This is a genomic window from Streptomyces sp. V2I9, from assembly GCF_030817475.1.
In the GTDB taxonomy this organism is placed as follows: Bacteria; Actinomycetota; Actinomycetes; order Streptomycetales; family Streptomycetaceae; genus Streptomyces.
On sequence record NZ_JAUSZJ010000002.1, the window covers coordinates 2,715,592 to 2,737,295 of the forward strand.

Consider the following 21,704-nt stretch of genomic DNA (forward strand, 5'->3'; position numbering starts at 1 on the left):
CCGGCTCACCGCCGGCCAGCACCTGGTCCACGCTGTCATCTGCCCAGCCGACCAGGCGGGCGTCGGCGTGATACGGCTGAACTCTTTGCCTCGCTCGATGTTCCGCACAGTGGCCACCGAGGCGGCGAGGGCGCGCTGCACGTCGTCCTGCGTCAGCGGTGGTTGATGAGTGGCGCGTGCCCGCTTGAAGGCTGCGCCCAGGCGTCCAGCGGTCCATGGTCCCTCATCATGCCCTTCACCGTCCGTACAAAAGCCTGGTGAGACACGCCCCTTCGTCCCTGCGCCCGACGGCGTGGAAATGTCACCGGGGGCGGGCCTCGTCCGCACGTGGTGCGTCGGGCAGTTGCCCTGCCGCACACGCCCTCCCCGGAAGGACGACGTCGGCCTTCCGGACCACGGAGTCTCGGAGGCCGACGTGACGCCGGACCCCGGACCGGCCACGGTATTCCTGGCCGGTCCGGGGGCGGTGCGGGTGCTGAAAGCGGCTACTTGGTGATCGTGACCGTCGCCTGAGCCGTTGCGGAGCGGTGCAGGCCGTCGCCCTTGTAGGTGGCGGTGTAGGTCACGTCGCCCGTCTCGCGCAGGCGTTCCGTGATCATGAACTCGCCCGTCGACGCGGAGACGGGGAAGGCGCCGACCGGAGTTCCGGCCGGGTGTGCCGCGTCGGTGCGCGTCACGTCCACCGTCGTACCGGCCGGGAAGGGCTCCGCCGCCGACAGCTGTCCGGTGACGGTCAGATCCTTGCCCCTGGGGGACGTCGCGGGTGCCTGGAGGCTGAGGGTGGTGTCCAGCTTGCCGGCGTCCGGGAGGACGTGGAGCGTGGGGGCACTGCCGTAGGAGAAGCCGGTGATGGCGAAGAGACGGTTCTCGTCCGGTGCCCAGGCGAGACCGTCCCGCTGGAGGTTGTTCACGACGTACTCGCGGAACGCCGGCCAGGTGGTACCCGGGCGGTAGGTCTTGACGAAGTCGCCCTCGGCGCCCGTCGCGACCGTTCCGTCGGTCGCCACGGCCACCGCGTTCGGGAACTGCCAGCTCGAGTGGAAGCCGTTCGACGACAGGTCCGACAGCCGGATGACCTGGTGTTCGGACGGGTTGTTCGCCGCGACGACGATGTTCTGGCCGTCCGCCGTCACCGCGAAATCGTTGAGGTACGAGATCGACGGGGCCGAAATGAAGGAGCGCTCGACGCGCTTCCGCAGATCTCCCGCCGCCGTGTCGTAGACCGCCAGCGAGGCCGGGCTGACCCCCTCCTCGCCCGCCACCAGGACGTTCGGGTCGGCGGGGGACGCCGCCAGGGCGGGGGCGTAGTGCCAGAAGCGCCCGCTGGGCACGAGCGTCGCTTCCGGGGCCGCGGAGGCCACGTCCAGCGAGCCGATGCCGCCGGCACTGGCGACCGTGTAGCCGAACCACAGCTTGCCGCCGGCCATCGCCAGGGTCTGGGGCGAGGTGTCCGTCCCGGTCGGATAGCGGCCGGTCTCGGTGAGGGTGGCGGTGTCGATCTCGGCGATCGCGTCGGCCGTGGACAGGGCGACGTACAGCTTGGTGGAATCCGCCGAGAGCACAAGGCCCGCAGCCCCCTCCTCGCCGGTGATCTGCTGGACGACCGCACCCGAGTAGTCGGTGACGACGACGCTGCCACCCTCCGGATCGCTGACGAACACCCGGTCGTGCACTCCGTCGACGACGATGTCCCGGAACGAGGCGCTGGGCAGCGCCACGCTCGTCTCCTCGGCCGCGGCCGTTCCGGCCCCCGCCCCTGCCAGAGACAGCGAGCCGATCAGTGCCACTGCCAGCACGGCGGCGGCGCGTTTGTGGATGCGCAAGTGAACAAGCCTCCTCATGACGGGATGGCCGCTTTCGGCCCCCCGGTACAAGAGCGCTGAGCGGTGGAAATATGTCACTGTGCAGGTCGCGCCGGTGTCTCTCCGCGTCGGCCGCCGGCCGGGCGAGCGGCCGGAAGCCGACCCGTCCCCCTCCCGCCGGAAACAGGTGACCACCCGCCGGACCCGGCTCAAGGGCGTCGCCCCCGGAGTGATCACGGTCCGCGTGACCGCTTGACCTCTGCTGGTCCGCCCGGACCCGGGCGCTTCAAGGGGAGGGTGTTCATGCGGCAGCGGGGAGCCGGCAGCGGGCTGAGAATCGCGGCGCGGGTACTGATACCCCTCGGGCTGCTCCTGGCGGTGGGGGGCACCGGGGGAACTCGTACGACTCGCGGTTCTTCCTCGACGAGCAGTCGGGCAGCGCCGCAGCCTTTGGTGTGATCGGGCGCGTGCGCGAGGGCTTCGCCGCTCCGGCGGTGTCGGGAGGGCTCGGAGCCCTCGGGGTACTGCTGACACCGGTCGGGACCGGCTTGGGCATCGGGGGGTACGTCGCCGGAAGGAACGCCCGGCGGCGGCTCACCCCGCCCCGCCCGTGAGCGGATCTCCCAGGACCTCGTCGATCACGTGGGCTGCGCTACGGGCCATCGCCGGGTTCGACTCCCGGTAGTGCGCGAGTTCCAGCAGGGCGATGGAGAGTGCCCAGCCACGGCCCCGCGCCCAGGCGGCGGCGTCGGCCGCGAGCGCCGTACGGAAGGTCTCCCTGGCGTCGGCCGTCAGCAGGTACCAGGCCGCGATCAGGTCGACCGCCGGGTCGGCCAGGCCGGTGCAGCCGAAGTCGATGACCGCGGTGAGGCGGCCGTCCGCGACCAGGACGTTGCCCGGCTGGAGGTCCCCGTGCACCCAGACCGGCCGGCCCGTGCCGGGCGGGGCGGCCAGCGCCCCCTTCCAGGCGGTGGTGGCGGCCTCCGCGTCCACGACCCCGCCCAGGCTCGCCAGCGCCTCGCGGGTCACCGTGTCGCGGGTGGCCAGCGGTGCGGCGCGGTAGGCGGGCGGGGCGTCCGCCGGGTCGATCCTGCGCAGCGCCAGCACGAATTCCGCCAGGTCCGCGGCGAACAGGTCGGAGGACGACGTGGCGTCGCCGGGCGCCGGATTCACGCCGTCCAGCCAGGTGCAGACCGACCAGGGCCGGGGAAAGCCCTCGGCAGGTACGCCCTGTGCCAGCGGCATCGGCACCGGGAACGGCAACCGCGGCGCCAGCCGCGGCAGCCAGCGGTGTTCGGTCGCCACGTCCGCGGCGCTGCCCTCGGTACGCGGCAGCCGTACGGTCATGTCCGCGCCCAGGCGGTAGATCGCGTTCGCGGTCCCGCAGGCATCGACCGCCTCCACGGGCAGGTCCGACCACTGCGGGAACTGGGCGGCGACCAGGCCACGTACGAACGACGGTTCAATGATCATGCGACGATCGAACCAGTTCCGCCCCGGTGCGCACGACGAGCCGGCCGACCGCGAACCCGCCGCGCCCCCGCAGGTCGCGTGCCCGGAAGATCCCGTGTCCCCGCAGGTCGCACGCGCGGAAAGGCGCGTGGCCCCGCCAGCCACACGCCCGGAAGCCCCCGTTGCCCCACCGGCGGCGCGCCCGGACGACGCCGCACCCCCGCGCCCCCGGAAAATCCGCTGTGCCTCGCGGACCGCGTACGGGAGGATCTGCGGCCATGACCCGTCCGCCGCGCACCCTCGTCCTCCCGCCCCGGCTCACCGCGTCCGCCCGTACGGTGCGCGCCGCCGCGCTACGGCGCGGGTTGCGCGTCGTGGAGGCGACCGCCTCCGCCGTACCGGAGCGGGCGGCCCTGCCGGGCTGCGTGGCGGGCGACGGGGGCGACCGGGCTCCCGTGCATCTGCACGCCGGGCCCTCCTTCGCCGATGTCGTGGCTCCCGCGCTCGGCATCGCCCTGCTGGAGGCTCCCGCCGACTGGCTCGCGCGGCTCCCCCGGGCCCTCACCCGGCGGGACGTCCGGGCGGTGCCCATCGGGGAGGCGTACCGGCTGCGCCGCCCCGCCTTCGTCAAGTCACCCAACGACAAGAGCATTCCGGCGCTCGTGTACGCGGACGGGTCCCGGCTGCCCGGACCGGACGCCGTGGATCCGGCGGCCGTCGTGCTCGTGAGCGACGTGATGACGTTCGCCGCCGAGTACCGGCTCCACCTGCTCGACGGGGCCGTCCACACGGCCGGGCAGTACGCCGAGGGCGGCCGGCTCCGGCTCGGGCCCGCATCCGACGACGCCCTCGCCTTCGGGCGGGACGTGCTCGCGGCCGCCGGGGACAGCCTGCCTTCGGCCGTCGTCGTCGATGTCGGGCGGGACGACGCGGGACGTTGGGCCGTGGTCGAAGCCAACGCCGCCTGGGCCAGCGGGTGTTACGAAGCCGAACCGGCGAGGGCCCTCGACACCGTCCTCCGCGCCGCCGGGCCCCTCGCGGAGCTGTCACCGTACGATCGCGGATTCCTGCGCTGAGCGCAGCACCCCGGACCGGCGGGCCCGGACCGGAATCGGCGGCTGCGGACCGGCGGGCCCGCCTCGCCCGGATCAACCGGCCGGGATCAGCCGGCCCCGAAGCTCAGCTCAGCTCCTCCGGGCAGGGCGTGCCCGGCTGGAACTGGTACGGGGCCGTCAGCCGGTACACGCCCGGTCGCGGCGCGAGCAGTTCGGTCCACTCGTCGCCGTACGGGCCCTCCTCCACCTTGTTCAGGCAGCCGTGCGTGTTGAGATAGGTCTTGGGCGCGGTCTCGTCCTCCTGCGACCGCTGCTTCGACTCCTCGGTCTCCTGCGGGCGCTGCACCGCCCTGCCGTCCTCGTCGACCAGGGCGAGCCACCGCGTGTACGGGATCCGGATCAGCACCCGGCCCGCCGACTTCACGGTGATCGTCACCCCGCCCGCGCCCGCCCGCTCCACCGTCGCCGGCGGGTCGGCGAGCGGCACCGGGTCCAGCACCCGGTACAGCTTCCAGTTCTCGTCGCCCCAGATCTCGCGCAGGTACGGCTGCCCCTGCTCGATCAGCTCCGCCTCCTGGACCGCCCCGTTGTCCGGCCGGTCCTTGGGCAGCACCACGTAGTGCACGGCCCAGCGGTCCAGCCACTCCCGGTAGTTCACCGGGTCCAGCGTGTCGTCGTAGAAGAGCGGGTTGCGCTCCATGTCGGCCTGGCGGTTCCAGCCGCGCGCCAGCTGGACGTACGGGGCGAGCGCCGACGACTCGCGGTGGCTGCTCGCGGGGACGACCTCGACCCGGCCGCGTTCGGCCCCCACCTGCTGGAGCTGGTTGACCAGCGGGGCCAGCTCGCGGTTCCAGGAAGCGGCGGGGGCGGTGCGGACGATGTCGTCGACGCTCTTGAAGCCGATCCAGAAGTTGAGCCCCGCGAAGGCCAGGACGAGGGCATACCAGCGGCGGCTGCGCGGGACCGTGTACGGCAGGGCGGCGAGCAGCGCCACTCCGGCGAACAGCATCGCCATCCGCGTGATGTTCGACCCGATCTGCGAGTCGACGACGTACGTGAGCAGCGTGCCGATCCCGTAGACGGCGGCGGCGGTGCGGACCGTGCTCCAGTCACGCGGGACGAGGACGAAGACGAGCACCGCGAAGAGGAACGGCAGCGACAGCGTCCCGAGCGACATCGGCTGCGTGCCCGAGAACGGGAACAGCCAGGCGGACAGGCCGACCACGGCGACCGGGGCGAGCCCGATCGCGTACGCGCCGGGCCGCCGCTTGTGGAGGAACAGCGCTGCCGCGACGACCCCGAGGAAGAGGCCGGCGACCGGGCTGGAAGCGGTGGCGAGCGCGGCGAGCGGGGCGGCGACGGCGGCCTTGGCCCACCGCTTGTACCGCCACCGGTACGGCCAGCAGAACACCGCCGCCACCGCGCCGACCGCGAACATCATGCCGAGCCCGAACGTCACCCGGCCCGACAGCGCGTTGCACAGGAACGCGAAGACCCCGGCGAGCGCGCAGGCCAGCGGGTTGCGGACGGCCGGGACGCGCACGAGGATCAGCGCGGTCAGCCCGGAGGAGACCGTGCCGGCGATCATCATCGTCGTCCGGACGCCGAGCACGGACATCAGGTAGGGCGAGACCACGCTGTACGAGACGGGGTGCATGCCCCCGTACCAGGCCAGGTTGTACGCGGAACCGGGGTGCCGGCCCACGAACTCGGCCCAGGCGTCCTGCGCGGCGATGTCCCCGCCGGTGTTGGCGAAGAAGAAGAACCAGAGCACGTGCAGTACGGCGGCGGCGGCCGTGGCGATGGTGACGGGGTGGCGGAGCAGCCGGTGCGCCCGTTCGCGCGAGGTCTCGGGCGTGGCCGGGGACACCGCCCGCGCGGCAGGAGTCCCGGCGGGCCGGGGGGAGGCAAAGGACTCGGGGGTCCGGGGGGACGGCACGCGGACGTGCAGGGCCTCTCCCCCGGCGCCCGTGGTCTCGTCCGCCTCGCGGCCGGGCTTCGGCTCCGCGGTGGTCACTACGGCTCTCCCCGTCCTGCGCCGGCCCCGTACCTTTCGGGGACGCTAACACGTACCTCCGGCACGTATCCCTGTCATAGACCGGGGGGAGGAAGGGGGAGGGGGAAGCGGACCGCTTCCCCCTCCCCCACTTCCCGCCCGGTCGTCGGCCTGCCGGTCGAGCCGAGCCGCGCACCGACCGGTCCCGGTGGCCCGTACGCGGCTCGACCGGTCCGGCCCGTACGCGGCTCGACCGGTCCCGGTCGGCCGAGCAGGTCAGCCGCACCGGCCCACCGATCCGGACAGCCGAACCGGTGGGCCGATCCTGGTCGACCGCTGCCGGTCAGCCGATCCTGGCCAGCTTGTCGCCGAAGGCCGGCTGGACCAGATCGCCCTGGAGCACCACCGGCGCCGTCATCTTTCCGGTGCCCGTGCCCACGGTCACCATGCCGACCTCGCTCCCGGCCTTCGCCTCGTGGCCGATGCCCTTGCCGTTGTCCGTGACCTTGAGCTCGACCTCCAGACCGGACCAGCCGACCGCCTTGAGGTTCTTGGTGGCGACCACCGGGGTCTGCCCGCCGAACCCGTTGTCCACGTACCCGACGACATCGCCCTTCTTCACCACCGTCGCCGAGGTGGCGGCCTCCTGCGCGTCCTTGATCAGCTTCAGGCTGTTCTGGAGGGACAGCTCCAGGCTGTCGTAGACCCGGCCGGTGCCGGCCTGCTGGCCCATGACCGCCCCGTAGATCCACAGCAGCTTGCCGTCGACCTTGGTGTTCGCGGACCAGAGCAGGTTGCCGCCGGCGGGGGTCGAGGAGCCGGTCTTGATACCGCTCACGCCGGGCTGCAGGAGAAGGTTGTTGTTGTTGTAGATCTTGCCGTCTATGCCCTCGATCTCGACCTCGGGCGTGTCCACGATCTTCCGGAAGACCTCGTTGCGCATGACCGCCTGCGCCAGCTTCAGCTGGTCGGTGGCGGTCGAGACGGTGGTCTTCTCCAGCCCGCTCGGGTCGGTGTACGTGGAGTTGGTCATCCCGAGGTCCTTGGCCGCGTCGTTCATCTTGTCGATGAACGCGTCCTCGGAGCCCGCGTCCCAGCGGGCGAGCAGACGGGCCGCGTTGTTCCCCGAGGGGATCATCAGCAGCTGGAGCATCTGCCGCTGGGTCAGCTGCTGGCCCTTGGTCAGCGGGGCCGTCGACTCGTCGGGGCGCTTGGACTCGTCCTCCGCCTTCTGGTCGACGGTGATCTTCTCGCCCTCCTCGTCACCCTTGAGGGGGTGCCCTTCGAGGATCACGTAGGCGGTCATGGCCTTCGCAACGCTGGCGATCGGGGCGGGCTTCTGCGCGCCCTCGGTGCCCAGGGAGCCGACACCGTCCACCATCACGGCCGACTGTCCCTGGCCCGGCCAGGCCAGCTTCGTCGCACCGCCCTCGAAGGTGTACGTCGGCTTCGCCGTCAGCTCCAGGGAGGGCTCCGGAAGCGGGCGCATCACCTGCACGATCGCAAAGACGATCAGCAGGAGGAGGACCAGCGGGGTCCAGATCTTGACCCGCCGTACGGCGGTCCTGACCGGGGTCTCCGGCGGCGGCGGGGTGTTCGTCAGCTCGGCGAGCAGGTCGAGCGGCGGCTTCGGCGGCAGCGGCTGCTGCCGGGTCCGCTCGGCCGCGGCCCAGGACGGGGCGGCGGGCGGCGGGGCGGCGGCCTCCGGAGTACGTGCGGAAGCTCCGGGCCCGGCGTCGGCCGTGTCCCCGCCCCCGGCTTCGGGCTCCGGCTTACGGGGCGCGGGGGCGGCGCGTACGTCATCGGAGCGGAGCGGCACGAACGTGCTCGTGCGCTCGGCGTCGCTCTCGGGAGCGGACCCCGGCTCGGTGGCGGACCCCGGCTCGGCGCTCCGGCCTCCGGGCCGGGCTCCGGGCTCGGTGCCCAGCTCGGTGTCGCGCGGGAGCTTCAGCGCGGTCGTCGCCTGATCGACCCCGCCGGTCGTCCCACCCGGCTTGAGCGCCTTGAAGACGGCGGTGGGCTGATCGATTCCTCGCAGGTCGGAGGCGTCGCCGGAGTCCGCCTCGGCGTCGGACGCACGGTCCGGGGCGGTGCCGGCCTCCGGCTTGTCATCGGCGTCCGGGGCGCTGCCCGCCTTCGGCTTGTCGTCGGCGTCCGGGGCGGCCCCGGCGTCCGGCTTGCCGTCCGCCTTCGCGCCGGGCTCCTCCTCGGACTGCTCGGTCTTCCCGGCCTGCTCGTCCTCCGGCTCGGACCGCTCGCTCTTCCGGTCCGGCTTCCGCTGCGGGTCCGACGGCGACTTCGCGTCCGCCACGGAAGCCGCCTCGGGCTCGGCCCGGCGCTCCGCCGTCGCGGAGGGCGCGGCCTCGTCGCCCTCGGCGACGCCCTCGTCGTCGGCCACGGGATCGTCGGCCATGGGCTTCGCCCCGGCGTCCGCGTCGTCTCCGGCTTCCGAATCCGGCCCATCCCCGGCGACGGCATCCGGCTTGTCTTCGGCCTCGGCGCCGACCCAGGCGGCGACCGCGGCACGCAGTCGCCCGTCCCCTTCGCCGTCACCGTCCGCACTTTCGGGCTCAGGCTCCTCCGCCGGCTCCTTCGCGGACGCCTCGCCCTCGGTGACTTCCACGTCACCCTCGGAGGCTTCCACGTCGGGCTGCTTCACGCCCCCGTCCGGCTTCTCCCCGTCCGGCCTCTCCGCGCCCGCATCCGGCTCCTCGACACCGGTGTCCGCGCTCGTGCGGTCCTGGGCGGCTTCCGGGCCCTCGGGGGCCTCGACGGGCTCCCCGGCGGCGTCGGAGGCCGCAGAAACGGCCTGAGGCGCGCTCCCCGACCCCGGCACCCCGTCCGGATCGGCGTCCGGCCCGGCATCCGTCACGGCTTCCGGCTCGTCCCCGGAAGCAGCCTCAGCCTCCGGCTCGCGCCGGGTCTCGTCCTCGGGCAGCCGGGGGCGGAACACCGCGGTCGCCGTGTCGGACGTGGCTCCCGAGCCCGTACCCGAACCGGTACCCGCTCCCGAACCCGCGTCGTCGGTTTCCGCCCCGTCCCGGGCCGCGTCGGGGGCACGGAAGACGGCGAAGCGCGGGTCGCGTTCCTCCGCAGCCGTCCCCGACGACGACTTCCGCTGCTCCGTTTTGTCGGGGGACTCGCCCGCCACCGATGCCTCCTCTTGCGCTGCGGGGCCGACCCGCGCTGTCCGAACCATCTACCAGTGTCCTGTGTGAACCCTTGGCCGGGCTGCTAGACGAGAACGACATACCTACTGGTTCCCGCACATAGCAGTCAGGCGCTCTCGACAGATGAATGTGAGAGGGGTCACCCTGTCAGACATCCACGCGGGGAGGCATGGATGGGCAGGAGCCGTAGAACAATCCCGGAGGAGCTTCTGTTGCTCGCTCTGGACCCGACCACGGGTACCACAGCGCAGCCGCAGTCGCTCGACCTCGGCCTGGCCGGGGCACAGCTAGTGGAGCTGGCTCTGGCAGGACGGATAGCCCCTGACGGGGATCGTATCGCCGTGGTGATGCCACGGCCGACAGGAGATCCGACTCTGGACTCCGCACTGGAACTGCTGCGCCGTCGCGGCAGCCCGGTCCGGGCGGTCCACTGGATAGGCGGCCCCCGTCTGGGGCTGCGCCAGATCTACCTCGCTCATCTGGAGCGGTGCGGCATGGTTCACGCCGTGGCGGGCCAGATGTGCGGAGTGCTGCCGACGACTCGCTACCAAGCGACGGACACGGCGATCAGCCGGGACATCAGGAACCGGCTGGACAACGCGATCCGCACCGGTGTACCGCCGGACCCGCGGACCGCGGCGCTCGCCGCACTGGCCCACGCGGTCGGACTCGGCAAGCACCTGTATCCGGGGAACGAAGGGCGCTCGTCGCGCTCCCGCCTCCGGGATCTGATCAGGCACGACCCGATGGGCGGTCTCGTCGCGCACGCCGTGATGGACGTCCAGAACGGGGTGGCGGTCCAGCCACGCCGTACGCAGCAGGCAGCGGGCGTTCCGTTGCAGCAGCAATCACAGGCCCGCCGCGGCAGCATGGCGCACACCGCCGCGAGCTGACCGCACGGGCCCGGAATCAGCACACCGCCGTACCGCCGTCCTCCGCACCACAGGACCAGGTCCGGGAGCCGCACCACGCACGGGGCAGCCGGTAGTCACCATCACCGGCTGCCCCGTGCGCATGCGCGCCCTCCTGCGCACCGGTGCGCACGCCCCCGCACCCCTGCGTGTGACCGTTTCCCAGCGCGGCCGGGGCAAGGGGTGGCAATCTGCTGAGCAGTAGATACGCACAGCTACATAGCCGGAGGTGCCGTTTCCGTGCCGTCCAACGTCAATCCCACTGTCAGGCGACGCAGGTTGGGCCAGGAATTGCGCCGCCTGCGCGAACTCAAAGGCATGACGGCCGAGGAAGTCGCGGAGCGGCTGCTGGTGTCGCAGTCGAAGATCAGCCGGCTGGAGAACGGCCGCCGCTCCATCAGCCAGCGCGACGTCCGCGACCTCTGCGGGGTGTACGAGGTCGACGACCACCGCATCGTCGACTCGCTCATGCAGATGGCGAAGGACTCCCGCCAGCAGGGCTGGTGGCACGCCTTCGGGGACATCCCGTACAGCGTCTACATCGGTCTGGAGACCGACGCGGAGTCGCTGCGGGTGTACGAGCCGCAGATGATTCCGGGCCTGCTCCAGACCCGCGCGTACGCGGAGGCGCTGATCAACGGCGCGCTTCCCGAGGCCCCGCCGTCGGACATCGAGAAGCGCGTCAACGTGCGGTCGCGGCGGCAGGACCGGGTCAACGCGCCGGACAACCCGCTGCGGTTGTGGGCGGTGATCGACGAGTCGGCGCTGCGCCGGGTGGTCGGCGACAAGCAGGTGATGCTCGATCAGCTGGAGCACCTCGTCGAGCAGTCGCATCTGCCGCACGTCACCGTGCAGGTGCTGCCGTTCGAGATGGGCGCGCATCCGGGCATCAACGGCCAGTACGCGATCCTGGAGTTCCCGGACGCGGCCGACTCCAGCGTCGTCTACATCGAGGGCGTCACGAGCGATCTCTACCTGGAGAAGGCGCACGACGTACAGCGCTACAGCGTGATGTACGAGCACCTGCGGGCCCAGTCGCTGAACGTCGAGCAGACCAGGGAGTTCATCAGCAAGATCGCGAAGTCGTACACCAGCTGACGGCGGAACGTCGGCGGTTTCCGGACACGTGTGCCGCCGCCCGCAGGGGAACGCGGGGAAGCCTGAATGGGTGGGCGGCGGATAGTACACCGCCGCCCACCCATTCAGTAAGGTCAAACAGCGTAAGTCCATCCGGTCGGGTGAACGGCCATCTCATGGACGGGGCTTGGCGAGTAGCGTCGATCACGCCAATCGGAATCAGGTTGGTGCGACTCACCCAACTCTCTGAACCGGAGTGAACATGGCAATTCTTCAGGGTGCTACGGACACATGGACGAAGTCGTCGTACTCCGGGGGCAACGGCGCGTGCGTCGAGGTCAAGTCCCCGGTCCAGGACATCGCCGTGCGTGACTCGAAGGCCCCCGAGGGCCCCTCGCTCACCTTCGTCCCCGGCGCGTGGAACGCGTTCGTACGCGATGTGGCCGCCGGCACGGTCGACGCCTGATCACGCCCCACCGCGATACACCGCAGCACACGCACCACAGCAGTACCGCATCACCTGATGGAGCCCTCTCGACCGGTTCGCCGTCCTGGCCGAGGGGGCTCGGCTCTTCCCGGAACCCGTCGACCCCCGCAGCACCACGGCGACTCCGACGCCCCGTCCGTTCGCAGGCCGGGCGCGGGAGTTGTGCCACCGCCCCGGATGTTCTCCGGGTCCCCTACGCGCGCGGGTACCGGGCCAGCCAGCCCGGCGCGACGGCGGCAGGGGTGTGCAGGGCGGGCCCCTGGGTCATCTCCATCGCGAAGTCGTCGGCCAGCTGGAGGAGCGTGGCCCGCCCCTCCAGCTCCGCGAGCCAGGCCGGCGGCAACGCGGTCTCGCCGTGCAGCGCGCCCAGCAGCGCCCCGCAGACGGAGCCGGTGGCGCGGGAGGGACCGCTGTGGTTCACCGCGAGCCGCAGCCCGTGCCGGACGTCCTCGCCGACCAGCGCGCAGTACACACCGACGGACAGGACCTCCTCGGCGGCGTCGGTCGCCCCCAGCGCCTCGATCAGCGCGGGGCCGGGGATGCCCTGGCGCACCGAGCCGAGGGCCCGGCGCAGCCCCTCGGTCACCGGTTCGTGGCCGGGGCGTTCGCCCAGCAGGGCCAGGGTGTTCTGCACCGAGGCGTCCAGGCTCTCCCCGCGCGCCAGCCCGTGCACCAGGACCGCGAAGGCTCCGGCGGCGAGCTGGGCGGCGGGATGGCCGTGGGACTGGGCCGCGCATTCGACGGCCAGTTGCAGCACGAGACCCGGTTCCCAGCCGACCAGGAGCCCGAACGGGGCGGACCGGGTGAGCGCGCCCGCGTCCCTCGCGGTGGGGTTCTTCGGCCGGTCGAGCGTGCCCATGGTGGTGTCGCCGAAGCCGCCGAGGCATTCCCGGACGGGGGCGCGGCGGGCGTAGAGCCATTCCTCGGCGGCCAGCCAGCCGTTGTCCTCGCGCCGTTCGTCGGGTCCCCAGTGGTGCTGGGTGGCGGCCCACCGCAGATGGGCCCGGTGCACGTCGGTGGGCGGGTGCCAGGCTCCGATGTCGCGGCGGACCTGGGCGCGTATCAGGCCGTCGACGGTGAACAGGGTCAGCTGGGTGAGGGCGGTGACGGCGCCGCGTCTGCCGTGGGCGGGCACGTAGTCGGTGACTCCTTCGACACCGTGGGCCGCGCGGATCTCCTCCAGGTCGAGTCCGCTGACCCCGGCGCCGAGCGCGTCCCCGACGGCCCCGCCGAGCAGGGTCCCACGGACCCGGCTGCGGAAGTCCTGCTGCTCGGTCCGGCCCCAGACGGCCGTGGTCGCTGTGCTCACCCCGCCCCCTTCCCCGTCACCCCGTACTCGGCTGCGCGGGCCCGCTGCGGGCGACCGCGCAAGCACTGTAATCGAACGGGAACGGGCGGTAGAGGGGGCGACCGGAGTACGTACGGGTATGTCGACGGACGTCCCGCGAGTCGTTTTTGCGCGCGTCGTCTCCGACCGGGGACCCGGCGTCCGGGCGGTTCCTCCGGGGCAGCCCTCCCCGGAACTCCCGCACGCCGCGCACCCGCCGGGCCTAAGGCTCCCCGGTGGCCTCCAGCCGCTCCCGGTGCTCCCGCGCCCACCCGTACGACGGGTCCAGTTCCAGCGCCCGGTCCAGGGCCGCGCGGGCCTCGGCGAGGCGGCCCAGGGCCTCCAGCGCGAGGGCCCGGCTGCCGTGCGCCCAGGCGTAGTCGGGGTTCAGGGCGAGGGCCCGGTCGTAGCAGGCGACGGCCTCCCCGTACCGGCCCGTCGCCCGGTACACCTCGCCCCGCTCCCCCTCCGTGCCCGCCCGGCCGGGGGTCAGTTCCTCGGCCCGGTCCAGGTCCGCGAGCGCGCCCACCGGGTCGCCCAGGGCGGTGCGCACACGGGAGCGCCGCACCAGCGCCCACGCGTACTCCGGCCACAGCGCGATCGCCCGGTCGAAGTCGTCGAGCGCGTCCTCGTGGCGGCCGAGACCGTGGCGGACCAGGCCCCGGCTGCCCAGCGGCACCGCGTCGGACGGGTTCAGGGCGTGCGCCCGGTCCAGAACGGTCAGGGCCTCCTCCAGCCGGCCCATCCGCCGGTACGTCTCGCCCCGCTCCCGCACCGCCCAGGCCCAGGCGGGCGCGATCTCCTCGGCCCGGTCCAGGTCGGCGAGGGCCTCCTCGTAGCGACCGAGCGACCGCAGGATGACCGCCCGGCCCTGGTGGGCGCGTTCGCAGCGCGGGTCCACGGCGATCGCCCGCCCGTGGTCGGAGAGCGCCGCGTCCAGCTCCCCGGCCCGGAAGCGGTCCCAGGCCCGCACCACGAGGGCGGCCGCCCGGTCGCGGTCGGTCAGCTCGGCACGGGTCAGCAGGAGCCCGAGCGCGGCGGTGGGGCGGGGCCCGTGGTCGGTCACGGCGGCGAGCAGGTCGCGGCCCCACTCCCGCAGGACGGCGTCGTCGGCGTCCTCGCCCGCCTCCGCGATGATCTGGGCCCAGTGCCGGGCGCGGTACGGCCGCTGGTCGCACAGGGAGATCCCGGCGCGCAGGGCCTCGGGGAGCGCGGTCCGGGGGCGGGCGCAGAGCCGGTGGTAGAGCACTTCGAGGGCCGCCCGGCGCCACTGCTGCTCGGCCCACAGCCGTTCCGGGTCGATGCCCTCTCCCGCGGCGTCCCGGCGGGCCTCGAACGCCTCGGCCAGCCGGTCGTGCGTCGCCTTCCAGCGCTGGGGCGACCCGGTGCGCTGGAGCCGCAGCATCGGGGCCCGGACGACGGCGTGGTAGCGGGAACGGCCGGAGTGCCGCTCGGCGACGAACGGCAGCTCGTGCAGCCAGTTGTAGAGCTCCGGCACGGCGTACGGCCCGTCCTGCGGTGCGGCCACGGCGACGGCCACCAGGTCCTCGTCGAACCGGCGGGGCAGCGCGCAGGCGAGGGCCGCTGCCCGGCGGACCGGGTCGCTCTCGCCGGCCAGGAAGCGTTCGACGGCGGTGGCGTTCGCCTCACCGGCCGCGCCGGGGTTGGTGGCGAGGGTGGACACGAGGACGGGCAGCCCGCCGGAGAGCCGCAGCACCTCCCGTACGACGGGCTCCTCCACCACCCCGCGCCCGTGCAGGAGTTGGCGCGACTCGGCCTCGGTGAACGGCCCGAGCGGGACGTCCGCGACCAGGCGGCTCCGGTCGCCCCAGCGCACGGGGTCCAGGCGGCGCTGGCCGGCCAGGGTCAGGACGAGGTTGGCGGGCAGGTCGCCGTACCGCCCCGGCGTGAGCAAGTCCGACACCCATCGGTCCAGTTGGGGTGCGGTGCGTTCGTAGGTGTCCAGGAACAGGGCGACCCAGGGCACCGTGTCCGCGACCCGGTCGATCTCGGCGACGAACACCGGGCTGAGGACCCGTATCGGTTCCGCCAGCAGCCGGGCCTCCTCCTGGAGGCGCGCCCGCCCTCCGAACACCGCCCGCAGCCCGCCCGCTCCCCGCGCCAGGACCGCCGGGTCGATGCCTCCGGCCAGCGCCCCGACGACCGGTATCGCCCCTGCCGCGATCAGCCCGGCCTGCGCGGCGGCGAGCGCCCCGGCCGAGGGCCCTGCCGGGGAAGTCTCGTTGTCCGCCGCGAGCTGTCCGGCCGCCTCGTGGAGAGCCCGCCGGTAGATGTCGAGCAGCCGGTCGAGCGCTTTGAGCGGGTACCCCTGTTCGGCGAACTGCGCGGCGAAGGCGGCCAGTACGTCGGGGACGGAGTCGGCGCTCTCGTCGACCGATGCGGTGACCGCTCCGAACTCCGCTGCCGCTTCCCGCCATTCCCGTACGAGCGAGGTCTTGCCGACCCCGGCGTTGCCCCGCACATGGAAGACGAACCGGTGCCGGGAGTCTTCGGGTGGAAGCGTGAAGTTCCGTCGGTAGAGGTCGAGTTCGGATCGGCGCCCGACGAACGCGGCACGTCGCTGTCCTTCGACGATCTGCTGGAGGGAGAGGCGGCGGGGACTGGTCGGCGGCATGGGGTCAGTCTGTCAGCGGACGGTCACGTGCGGGAGCCGCCGCCCCCGACCGGTCGTCGCCTCGGGGCGGGTGGTGAAGACGTCCGTCAGGCCCAGGGGTCGAAGGGAATCCCGGCGGGCTTGGCGTTGGTGAGCAGGTTCCGGAAGCGGTTGTCCTTGTCGGTGACCTTGATGGTCGCCGCGCCGAAGTCGGCGTTCATGAGCTTGTCGCGCAACTGCGTGCTGGGGAAGCCGTTCCAGTCGACGATCGGGGGGTAGCGCCAGGTGCCGTAGTGGTTCTCCGGCGGCTCGTCGTTGCCGTTGGCGAGGCGGAAGAAGTGCGTACTCAAACCGTCCTTGTGGTAGACGGCCTTGGGGTGCGTGCCGTCGAACCGCACCTGGGAGCGCGGGTAGGTCCTCACGGTGCTGTGCTGGGTCGTGGAGACGTGTTCGACCTGGTGGGAGCCCTGGTCGACCCAGGAGATCACGTGCTCGAAGTCGTGGCGGTGGCCGCCGAGTCCGCTGCCGTGGACGGCCTGGTCCTTCTCGAAGTAGCTGGCGTAGACGATGCCGCACCAGCCGTTGTTGCACAGGGAGCGGGCGTACGTCTGGGAGTTGTCCAGGTCCCCCTGGTCCCGGCAACTGCCGTTGACCGCGCCGGTCGTCCTCAGTCCGGGTGCGAGGGTGCCGTCCGGCCCGATGGCGGGGGTGGCGTAGCAGCCGTCACCGTCGTAGTCGTATGCGGGCGAGAAGGTCTGTTCGTAACCGCCCGCGTTCTGGGGGAGGTTGCCCGGCGGATCGGCATGGGCCACGGAGGCGGCGCCGAGTACGAGGAGGCCGGCGGCGGCGAGGACGGTGGCGGTGCGGCCGACTCGTCGGCCGCGCAGGGGAAGGGGGCCGGGCGGGACGGCGGGCGGCCTGTCGCGGGCCGTGCGGGGGAAGACCGGCATCGGCGGGTTTCGCATGATGGATCGCTCCTGACTCAGCAGCACGTCATGGCAGGTGTGGCTCCCGCAAGGGTTGCCCAGGACATGACAGAAAGAAACGGACGACCGCCTCCCACCTGCCCGGCAGCACCGGACCGTCACCCGCCCGGCGAACGAATCGACGTACGGATGCACGGAGGACCCATGACAGAGGACGAGGGGACCGGGTGCGGGTGAGGGGGCGGCAGGACGTGGCCGTGCATCTGAGGGGGCGGCTCCCGAGCGCAGGGGGAGCGGCGGTGGCGGAGACCTGGACGCGCGGGGGCCGCACGCGAGGTCCGCTCACCCCTGTGAGGCGGCGATCGCGGCCGGCTTCCGGGCCAGGAAGGCGGCCACCGGCCGCTCCGCGCCCGCCTCGGGTGCTTGCAGCGTGCGTCCCGTGATCGTGAAGCCCGCCTGCTCCAGCAGCTCCGCGATCCGGTCCTCGGGCAGCCGGTAGCTGTCGAACGGGGCGGGGTCGCCGCCGTAGCCGTACGTGCGGTGCCGGTGCTCCTCGTCGCCCACGCGGGTGACGAGGAGCAGATGTCCGCCGGGGGCCAGTGCCCGGTGGAACTCCGCGTACACGGCGGGCAGTTCCACCGGTGGCAGGTGGTGCGTGGAGTAGAACGCCAGAACGCCGCCGAGTTCACCGCCGTCGGCCGTCAGCGCGGACATCGACCCGACATCGAACCGCAGCTCCGGGTGGGCGGTGCGGGCCAGTTCGACCATCCCGGGCGACAGGTCGATCCCGAACGCGGGCACGCCGAGCCCGGACAGGTACGCGGTCACCTTGCCCGGTCCGCAGCCCACGTCCACCACCGGCCCGAGCCGCGCCGACGTGACGAGTTCGGCGAAGGCGCCCAGGACGGCGCGGGAGAGGGGGTCCAGTGCGCCGGGGTCCTTCACCGTCCGGGCGTAGTCGGCGGCGACGGTGTCGTACGACCGCCGGATCGCCTCCAGGTACGCGTCCGGGCGCCTCTTCCCGTACGTGACCCCGCGCTCGGGCGGAGTCTCGTCCGCGTACCCGGCCACCGGCATCCCTTTCCCTTCCCTCGTTTCCCCGCCCGCTCTCAGCTCGGCAGCACCGGCAGCAGTTCCGGCAGGTGGCCGTCCGAAGCGGTGGCCGCCGCCACGCGTTCGGCCGGGACCTCGCCGTACAGCGTCGTCCGGGGGCGGGACGGGCGGCCCGCCAGCTCGGCGATGGCCACCAGGTCCTGGACGGAGCGGTACGAGCCGTAACTCGACCCGGCCATCCGGGAGATGGTTTCCTCCATCAGCGTGCCGCCCAGGTCGTTCGCGCCCGAGCGGAGCATCTCCGCCGCGCCCTCCGCGCCCAGCTTCACCCAGCTCGTCTGGATGTTGGTGATGTGCGGGTGGAGAAGGAGCCGTGCCATCGCCGTCACCGCGCGGTTGTCGCGGTCGGTCGGGCCGGGGCGGGCGATACCCGCCAGGTAGACCGGGGCGTTGGTGTGGATGAAGGGAAGGGTGACGAACTCCGTCAACCCGCCCGTCTCCTGCTGGAGCCGGGCCAGCGTACGGAGGTGGCCGAGCCAGTGCCGGGGCTGGTCCACGTGCCCGTACATCATCGTGGAGGAGGAGCGGAGGCCGACCTCGTGCGCGGTCCTGATGACCTCCAGCCAGGTGGCCGTGGGCAGTTTGCCCTTGGTGAGGACCCAGCGGACCTCGTCGTCCAGGATCTCCGCCGCCGTACCGGGGATGGAGTCGAGTCCCGCCTCCTTGGCGGCGGTCAGCCAGTCGCGGATCGACATCCCGGTGCGGGTCGCGCCGTTGACGACCTCCATGGGCGAGAAGGCGTGCACGTGCATGCCGGGGACGCGTTCCTTCACCGCCCGCGCGATGTCGAAGTACGCGGTGCCCGGCAGGTCCGGGTGGATGCCGCCCTGCATGCAGACCTCGACCGCGCCGACGTCCCACGCCTGTGCCGCCCGGTCCGCGACCTGGTCCAGGGAGAGGGTGTACGCGTCGGCGTCCGTACGCCGCTGGGCGAAGGCGCAGAAGCGGCAGCCGGTGTAGCAGACGTTGGTGAAGTTGATGTTCCGCGTGACGATGTACGTGACGTCGTCGCCGACCACGTCCTTCCGCAACGCGTCCGCGATCCGGCACAGTTCGTCCAGCGCCGGGCCGTCCGTGTGGAGCAGGGCGAGCGCCTGGTCGTCGGTGAGCTTCGTCGGGTCGTCGGCGGCCTGGCCGAGCGCCTGGCGGACGTCGCCGTCGATGCGGGACGGGACCATGCCGGGGGCCGCCGCCTCGCGGAGCGCCCCCCAGTCCCCGTACACCTCGTCGAAGTCGTCCCTGCGGTCGCCGGTGCGGCCCTCGGTGTCGATGGTGGCGTGCAGGTCGGTGCGGCCGGAGGCGGTGAAGCCCTCGTCCGGTTCCTGCCAGGGCAGTCCGGCCGGAATCGCGTCCTCGCGGGCGAGGCCCGTCTCCGGATCGGCCAGGGCGCGGACGTGCGGGAGGAGCCGGGGGTCGAGCCACGGTTCGCCGCGCTGGATGAACTCCGGGTAGATGGTCAGGCGTTCGCGGAGCCGGAAGCCCGACTCCGCGGTGCGCTCCGCCAGTTCGTCGATGTGCGGCCAGGGGCGCTCGGGGTTGACGTGATCGGGGGTGAGCGGCGAGACCCCGCCCCAGTCGTCGATCCCCGCGCCGATGAGGAGCGCGTACTCGGCGTCCACGAGGTTCGGCGGGGCCTGGATGCGGGCGGACGGGCCGAGGATGTGCCGGGCCACCGCGATGGCGGCGGCCAGCTCCTCCGACTCGGCGTCGGGCATCCCGCGCATCGCCGTGTCCGGCTTGGCACGGAAGTTCTGCACGATGACTTCCTGGATGCCGTGGTAGGCGCGGGCCGTCTTCCGCAGCTCGAAGAGGGAGTCGGCGCGCTCCTCGTACGACTCCCCGATCCCGATCAGGATGCCGGTGGTGAACGGCACGTTGGAACGTCCCGCGTCCTCCAGCACCCGCAGCCGTACGGCCGGTTCCTTGTCCGGGGAGCCGTGGTGCGGCCCGCCGGGCTCGGACCACAGGCGGGTCGCCGTCGTCTCCAGCATCATCCCCATCGAGGGGGCGACCGGCTTGAGGCGCTGGAGGTCGGTCCACGTCATCACACCGGGGTTGAGGTGGGGCAGCAGGCCCGTCTCCTCCAGGACCCGGATCGCCATCGCCCGTACGTACGCGAGCGTGTCGTCGTACCCCTCCGCCTCCAGCCACTCCCGCGCCTCGGGCCAGCGGTCCTCGGGGCGGTCCCCGAGCGTGAACAGCGCTTCCTTGCAGCCCATCGCCGCGCCCTCGCGGGCGATCGTCAGCACCTCGTCGGGCGACAGGAACATGCCGTGCCCGGCACGGCGGAGCTTGCCGGGCACGGTGACGAAGGTGCAGTAGTGGCACCGGTCGCGGCAGAGGCGGGTGAGCGGGATGAAGACCTTGCGGGAGTAGGTGATCACACCCGGTCGGCCCGCGGCCTCCAGTCCCGCGTCCCGCACCCGGGCCGCGGAGGCCGCGAGGTCCGTCAGATCGTCGCCGCGCGCCTGGAGCAGGACGGCGGCCTCGGTCACGTCGAGCGCGACACCGTCACGGGCCCGTTTGAGTGCGCGCCGCATGGCGTTGGTGGTCGGGCGTCCGCTCTGAGGATCGGGATCGGTCATGAACCGAGCATACGAGCGAGGCGTGCGCGCCGGACGGGCGCATCGGTCCGGGACCGGGCCCGGACCTGCTCGTTCCGGTACGACCGTGCCCCGCGCGGGGGCCGCACGGACCCCGGCGCGAGCCGGCTGCGCGGCCCGGCGCGGACCGCCGATGCCCCCGCTCTCACCCCTGGCTCACCCGTGCGGGCCGACTCACCCGGAGGGTCGGCCGCCCACGGCGTTCGCACGCCTAAGGTCGGGACGATGATGGAAACGATCGTCCTCGGCATCGGCGAAACCCTCGTACGCGACGACCGGCGGTGGTCCTCCTGGGCCGGCTGGCTCGGCGTTCCCCCGCACACCCTCAGCGCCCTGGTGGGCGCGGCCGTCGCCCAGGGCCGCGACGCGACCGACGCGTTGCGCACCCTGCGGCCCGACATGGACGTCGAGGAGGCCGGCCGGGCCCGCGCCGCCGCCGGACGCGGGGAGCACCTCGACGAGTCGGACCTGTACCAGGACGTCCGTCCCGCGCTCGGCGAACTGCGGGCGGCGGGCTTCCGGGTCGTGGTGGCGGGCAACGGCACGGTCCGGGCCGGGGAACTGCTGCGGGCGCTGGACCTGCCCGCCGACCTGGTGGTCACCTCGGCCGAGTGGGGCGTGCGGAAGCCGGACCCGGCGTTCTTCGCCCGCGTGGCCGAGGCGGCCGACGCGCCTTCGGAGGCGACCCTGTACGTGGGCGACCACCCGGCCGACGACCTGTTCCCGGCCGCCGCGGCGGGGCTGCGGACGGCGCACCTGCGGCGGGGACCGTACGGGCACTGGTGGGCGGACCACCCGGACGTGGTGGAGGCGGCGGACTTCCGCGTCGACGCACTGACGGAACTGGCGGGGCTGATGGGGCCGGTGGGGCGGGCCGGGGCGGATACGGCGCGCGCTCCGGGGGCCGCGAGGACGGCGAATGCGGCGGAGGCAGCGGGGACTTCGCGGGAGGGCGCCCGGCGCGGGGCGTTGCGGTCGGTGCGGTAGGGACAGGAGATGCGCGGGGCCAGGGGTACCGCGCCGGCCGTCGTGGCCGGGCCTCCGGGGCGGCGGAAGCACGGTTCGCCGGGTTGCCGCCTGCCGTAGCCGCAGGACAGGCGGCGGACGGCAGGCGGCGGACGACTGGCGGCGAGCACCGGCCGGCAGACGGAGAACAGCAGCCCGTAGACGG

Annotated in this window: 14 protein-coding genes; 5 read left to right on the forward strand and 9 right to left on the reverse strand. The window is 73.0% G+C overall.

The genetic code is table 11. The features are described from left to right. Positions 1–485: 485 nt before the first annotated feature. Positions 486–1,823: a YncE family protein gene (locus QFZ71_RS11825; protein WP_307668203.1), complete on the reverse strand. Its 1,338-nt coding sequence runs from the start codon at positions 1,821–1,823 to the stop codon at positions 486–488. Positions 1,824–2,396: 573 nt separating this feature from the next. Beyond that, a complete protein-coding gene (locus QFZ71_RS11830; RefSeq protein ID WP_307668204.1) occupies positions 2,397–3,275 on the reverse strand; it encodes an aminoglycoside phosphotransferase family protein in 879 nt (292 codons plus the stop codon). A 257-nt stretch (positions 3,276–3,532) separates the two neighbouring features. Here QFZ71_RS11830 and QFZ71_RS11835 point away from each other — a divergent pair, with 257 nt between their 5' ends. Further along, positions 3,533–4,330: an ATP-grasp domain-containing protein gene (locus QFZ71_RS11835; RefSeq protein WP_307668205.1), complete on the forward strand. Its 798-nt coding sequence runs from the start codon at positions 3,533–3,535 to the stop codon at positions 4,328–4,330. A 103-nt stretch (positions 4,331–4,433) separates the two neighbouring features. Here QFZ71_RS11835 and QFZ71_RS11840 read toward each other — a convergent pair whose 3' ends face one another. Both QFZ71_RS11840 and QFZ71_RS11845 read right to left on the reverse strand, forming a co-directional pair. Beyond that, positions 4,434–6,326, reverse strand: coding sequence for an MFS transporter (locus QFZ71_RS11840; protein ID WP_307668206.1), 1,893 nt, complete (start codon positions 6,324–6,326; stop codon positions 4,434–4,436). Between the two features lie 322 nt (positions 6,327–6,648). Beyond that, on the reverse strand, positions 6,649–9,456 hold the full coding sequence (locus tag QFZ71_RS11845; RefSeq protein WP_307668207.1) for a serine hydrolase: 2,808 nt from the start codon (positions 9,454–9,456) through the stop codon (positions 6,649–6,651). Between the two features lie 192 nt (positions 9,457–9,648). On the opposite strand from QFZ71_RS11845, the gene QFZ71_RS11850 reads away from it, so the two are divergent. The 3 genes from QFZ71_RS11850 (at position 9,649) to QFZ71_RS11860 (ending at position 11,929) form a co-directional block, all read left to right on the forward strand. After that, complete coding sequence (locus QFZ71_RS11850; RefSeq protein ID WP_307668208.1) at positions 9,649–10,368, forward strand: GPP34 family phosphoprotein; 720 nt, start codon at positions 9,649–9,651, stop codon at positions 10,366–10,368. A gap of 258 nt (positions 10,369–10,626) precedes the next feature. Beyond that, the gene (locus QFZ71_RS11855) at positions 10,627–11,484 is read left to right on the forward strand and encodes a helix-turn-helix transcriptional regulator (protein ID WP_307668209.1); all 858 of its coding nucleotides are present in this window, start codon (positions 10,627–10,629) and stop codon (positions 11,482–11,484) included. A gap of 241 nt (positions 11,485–11,725) precedes the next feature. Further along, positions 11,726–11,929, forward strand: coding sequence for a DUF397 domain-containing protein (locus tag QFZ71_RS11860; protein WP_145799811.1), 204 nt, complete (start codon positions 11,726–11,728; stop codon positions 11,927–11,929). 214 nt (positions 11,930–12,143) lie between these two features. Here QFZ71_RS11860 and QFZ71_RS11865 read toward each other — a convergent pair whose 3' ends face one another. From QFZ71_RS11865 to QFZ71_RS11885, 5 genes are all read right to left on the reverse strand, one after another. Further along, positions 12,144–13,259, reverse strand: coding sequence for an ADP-ribosylglycohydrolase family protein (locus tag QFZ71_RS11865; protein WP_307668210.1), 1,116 nt, complete (start codon positions 13,257–13,259; stop codon positions 12,144–12,146). A 241-nt stretch (positions 13,260–13,500) separates the two neighbouring features. Beyond that, positions 13,501–15,912: a tetratricopeptide repeat protein gene (locus QFZ71_RS11870; RefSeq protein WP_307668211.1), complete on the reverse strand. Its 2,412-nt coding sequence runs from the start codon at positions 15,910–15,912 to the stop codon at positions 13,501–13,503. Positions 15,913–15,998: 86 nt separating this feature from the next. Next, positions 15,999–16,856 (reverse strand): NPP1 family protein, encoded by an 858-nt coding sequence (locus tag QFZ71_RS11875; RefSeq protein WP_307668212.1) that lies wholly within the window; start codon positions 16,854–16,856, stop codon positions 15,999–16,001. 303 nt (positions 16,857–17,159) lie between these two features. Beyond that, complete coding sequence (locus QFZ71_RS11880) at positions 17,160–17,894, reverse strand: class I SAM-dependent methyltransferase (protein WP_307668213.1); 735 nt, start codon at positions 17,892–17,894, stop codon at positions 17,160–17,162. Between the two features lie 32 nt (positions 17,895–17,926). Next, positions 17,927–20,515, reverse strand: a complete 2,589-nt coding sequence (locus tag QFZ71_RS11885) for a bifunctional FO biosynthesis protein CofGH (RefSeq protein ID WP_307668214.1) — start codon at positions 20,513–20,515, stop codon at positions 17,927–17,929. Between the two features lie 246 nt (positions 20,516–20,761). Here QFZ71_RS11885 and QFZ71_RS11890 point away from each other — a divergent pair, with 246 nt between their 5' ends. Next, positions 20,762–21,520, forward strand: a complete 759-nt coding sequence (locus QFZ71_RS11890) for an HAD family hydrolase (protein ID WP_307671424.1) — start codon at positions 20,762–20,764, stop codon at positions 21,518–21,520. Positions 21,521–21,704 lie beyond the last annotated feature (184 nt).